This window comes from Vulcanococcus sp. CPBay_Sum15L08_68 (assembly GCF_017855895.1).
Lineage (GTDB): Bacteria > Cyanobacteriota > Cyanobacteriia > PCC-6307 > Cyanobiaceae > Vulcanococcus.
The window spans coordinates 1-4144 of record NZ_JAFMFX010000099.1; the positions used below are offsets into that span (position 1 = coordinate 1).

General features: G+C 63.6%; 2 protein-coding genes and 1 pseudogene. 1 reads left to right on the plus strand and 2 read right to left on the minus strand.

All coding sequences use genetic code 11. From position 1 onward, the window contains the following. Both QZ189_RS10750 and recN read right to left on the minus strand, forming a co-directional pair. A pseudogene (locus QZ189_RS10750) lies at positions 1 to 1439 on the minus strand (excinuclease ABC subunit A); the annotation flags it as partial. Positions 1440 to 1465: 26 nt separating this feature from the next. Further along, positions 1466 to 3139, minus strand: a complete 1674-nt coding sequence (gene recN / locus QZ189_RS10755) for a DNA repair protein RecN (RefSeq protein ID WP_296421745.1) — start codon at positions 3137 to 3139, stop codon at positions 1466 to 1468. A 58-nt stretch (positions 3140 to 3197) separates the two neighbouring features. Between recN and QZ189_RS10760 the strand changes: the two genes are divergently transcribed. Next, positions 3198 to 4144, plus strand: a 947-nt coding sequence (locus QZ189_RS10760) for an AarF/UbiB family protein (RefSeq protein WP_296421746.1), incomplete at its 3' end; no start/stop codon positions are given.

Consider the following 4144-nt stretch of genomic DNA (forward strand, 5'->3'; position numbering starts at 1 on the left):
CCCTCAACCCCCATCAGCTCCTCAATGCGGCGCAGGCTCTCGCCGACGCTGCTGTTGGTCAGCTCATGGATGCGGTAGGGACCAACCCGAACGGCCAGGGCCTCGGGCTTGAGTCGCAGGCCGTGGCAGGTGGAGCAGGGCACCAACTCCAGATACTTCTCCAGCTTCTGGCGAATGGACTCACCGCTGGCATCACGCAGCTGGCGCTCGAGGATCGGCAGGATCCCTTCGAACGGCCGCAGATAGGTCTGGTTTTTCTTGTAGCGGCTGTCGGCCTGGATGGGAATCGGCTCCCTTGAGCCATTGAGCAGCACGTCGTGCTGTTCCTCCGTCAGCTCATTCCAGGGGGTCTTGATCTCAAAGCCAAAGGCCTCTCCCACCGAATAGAGCAGAGAGAAGTAATAGGAGTTGTCCTTTTCTGCCCAAGGGGCCACCGCCGCATACACCGGCAGCGAAGGATCCGGGATCACCCGCTCCTTGGTGAATTGGCGCAGGTGTCCAATGCCGTGGCAATCCGCGCAGGCGCCATAGGGACTGTTGAAGGAGAACAGCCGCGGCGAGAGCTCCTCCATCACCGCCCCGTGAACCGGGCAGGCGAAGTTCTCGGAATAGAGGCGCTCCTTCTCCACCTCGGGCGGAAGCTCTTCACCGGACTTCGGCACCACCTCCACCAGGGCCAAGCCATCTCCGCGCTTGAGGGCGGTGCGGAGGGAATCGGTCAGGCGCTCCTGAATGCCCTCGCGGGCCACCAGGCGATCCACCACCACTTCAATGTTGTGGGAGTGGTTCTTGTCGAGCTCGATGTTGTCGGCGAGTTCGCGCACCTCACCGTTGATGCGCACCCGAGCAAAGCCCTCGGCCACCAAACCGGACAACAACTTGACGTGGGTGCCCTTTTTGCCGCGGACGACGGGCGCCAGAAGCTGATAACGGGTCCCCTCCGGCAGGGTGAGGATCTGGTCGACCATCTCATCGATCGACTGGGGCCGAATCGAGCGATCGCACTCGGGGCAGTGGGGTTCCCCTGCGCGACCGAACAGCAGACGCAGATAGTCCTGAATCTCCGTGACCGTTCCCACCGTGGAACGGGGGTTGTGGCTGGTGGATTTCTGGTCAATCGAGATCGCCGGAGAGAGGCCCTCGATCGCGTCCACATCAGGCTTGTCGACCTGGCCGAGGAACTGACGGGCGTAGGCCGACAGGCTCTCGACGTAGCGGCGTTGCCCCTCAGCAAAGATCGTGTCGAAGGCCAGGGAGCTCTTACCGCTGCCGCTCACCCCGGTGAAGACCACCAGCTGGTTACGGGGGATCGTGACGTCGACGTTTTTGAGGTTGTGCTGACGGGCACCCCGCACCCGGATCACATCCTCCAAGGAACCGCCGTTGAGGGCCTGAAGCGCAGCCTTCTCGTTCACGCTTTTGGCGAGGGCGCGGGGCATCCAGGCGGCTCTAAGAGGGGTGGAGTCTAGGCAGCGCGTTTGAGCAGGCTGGCCGCGTAGCTCCTGGTCTCGCCGAAATCACCACCAGCCAATTCCGCCAGTTCCGCCTGCCGGGCCTGAGTGTCCCGCAGTTGGGACACTCGCGTGTGGGTCATCCCGTCCCGCACCTCCTTCGCCACCTGGAAGTGATGGTCCGCAGCAGCGGCAACTAAGGGCTGGTGGGTGACGCAGAAGACCTGACGCTGTTGGGCCAGGCGCTGCAGCAGCTCCGCCATGGCACCACTGACTCGGCCGCTGACACCGGTATCGATCTCATCGAACAGCAGGGTGACGTGCTGATCCGCCGCGGCCAGGCAGGTCTTCAACGCCAAGAGAAAGCGCGACATCTCACCGCCTGAGGCCACCTCAGACAGGGGAGCCAACGGCTGCCCGGGGTTGGCGGAGAACAGGAACTGCACCGCGTCCGCCCCTTCTTCCCCCGGGGCAGCGGGCTCGATACCCACTTGAAAGCGAACGTTGGCCAAACCCATCGGCCGCAGGGCCTGCATCAGCTCGTGTTCCAAGGCCTTGGCGGCAGCGCGGCGAGCCTGGGTCAGTTGGGCGTTGCAACGATCACGCCGCTGGCGGGCCTGGCGTTCGTCCTGCTCTAAAGCCTCAAGGCTGGCTTGAGCGCCGCCGGGGACCAGCTGCTCGCGCAATTGATCGCGCCAAAGAATCAACTCGGCCAGATCCTTGCCATGGCGCCTCTCGAGCGTCTTGAGCAAGGCCATCCGCTCCTGCAGTTGTCCCAGGCTGTCTGGATCGCTTTCCAGGCTCGAGGCATAGCGATCGAGCTCACGGATGAAGTCCTGGAGCTCCGCTAAGCCATCGCCAAAGCGAGCGCTCACCGCCGACAAGCTGCCATCGAGTTGCTGCATCTGAGCCAACTCGGCCTCACAGGCCGCCAGGTGGTCCAACACCGATGGCGCTTCTTCAGCGCCATCCACCAGCCGTCCCATCAGGGTCATCACCCCTTCCTGCAGACGCACCCCATGGGCGAGACGGTTCTCTTCGTTCTCCAGTTGGCTGCGCTCTGAAGGGTCCTCCAGCTGCGCCGCCTCCAGGTCATCCAAAAGCTGTTGCTGACGCTCCAAATCGGCCTGCAGCGTCAACCAATCAGCCTTGGCCTGCTCCAGGGCCGCCGAGGCTTGGCGCCAGGAGCGATAGCTCTCCTGAACGGGAGCCGCATGCTGCTGGAGTTCAGCGCCACCAAAACGGTCCAGCCAACGGCGCTGTTGACCAGGCCGAGCCAACTGTTGGGTCTGACCCTGAACGGTCAGGTCCAACAGAAGGGGGCGCAGGGATTGAATCTGCTGACGGTTGACCGCAACGCCATTGAGTCGATGGCGACTGCTGAGGCGATCGTCCTTCTGGCGCCATTCGCGGCTCAGCAGCAACTCCTCCTCGTCGCACTCCAACTCCTGCTCGCTCAACCACTCCTGCAGGGGAGGGCTGAGGGAAAAACTGGCTTCGATCACCCCTTTGCTGCTGCCCTGCCGCAACAGCCGCGGCCCCTGCCCTCCAAGTAGGGCATCCAGGGCATCCAAAAGAATGGACTTACCGGCTCCGGTCTCACCGGTGAGCACCGTGAAGCCCTCTCCAAACTCCAGCTGCAGCTCCTCGATCAGAGCAATGTTCTCGAGGCGCAGACCGGTAAGCACGAGCAGCCTGGTGTTGGGCCCGACCGTAGCGGCTGTCTCTTTCGTTTAGAAGGGGGTCATGTCAGACACCGGCCTCACCCCTGCCGAAGCAGCGGCGGCTGCCATGCAACGCAGCGTGTTCGGTGACGACGCCGAACCGAACACCCCTGCTGAACCGACCAAAACGGTGGAGCCCCAGCGCGAGGAGCTCTCCGACTTCATCGAGGCCGCTGGCCTACTCGAATACGACCCAGCCGCGATCAGTCGGATCTACGCCGGCGCCCCCCAGCGTTTGATCCGCCGGCTGTGGCAAACGCTCGTTCCGATCGGCCTCTATCTCTTCGGTGTCGGCTTCGACTGGCTGACCCGCAGGCTCAAGGATCCCGAGTACGCCCGGGCGCGGGCCAAGGAAGCAGCTGATCTAGTGGCCTCCCTGGGGCCGGCGTTTATCAAGGCCGGTCAGGCCCTCTCCACCCGCCCCGACATCATTCCGCCACTCCTACTGGAGGAGCTGGCCGGACTGCAGGACCAACTGCCCGGCTTCGATTCGGGCCTGGCGATGGCCTGCATCGAAGAAGACCTCGGTGCTCCGATTTCAGCGATCTATGCCGAGCTGGAACGGGAGCCGATCTCAGCGGCCTCCCTCGGCCAAGTCCACAGAGGTGTTCTGCTCAGCGGCGAGAAGGTTGCCGTCAAGGTTCAGCGCCCAGGACTGAGGGAACAGATCACCCTGGACCTCTACATCGTCCGGAACATCGCGGCCTGGCTGAACACCAACATCGGCCTGATCCGCTCGGACCTCGTGGCCCTGATCGACGAGCTGGGCAAGCGGGTGTTCGAGGAAATGGACTACTGCAACGAGGCGACCAACGCCGAAACGTTCGCAGAGCTCCACGCCCACAACCCCCGCATCGCCGTACCCCGGATCTTCCGCGATGCCACGGCCAGGCGCGTGCTGACGATGGAGTGGATCGACGGGGTCAAACTCACCAACCTCGAAGCCGTTCGCGAACTCGGGATCGACCC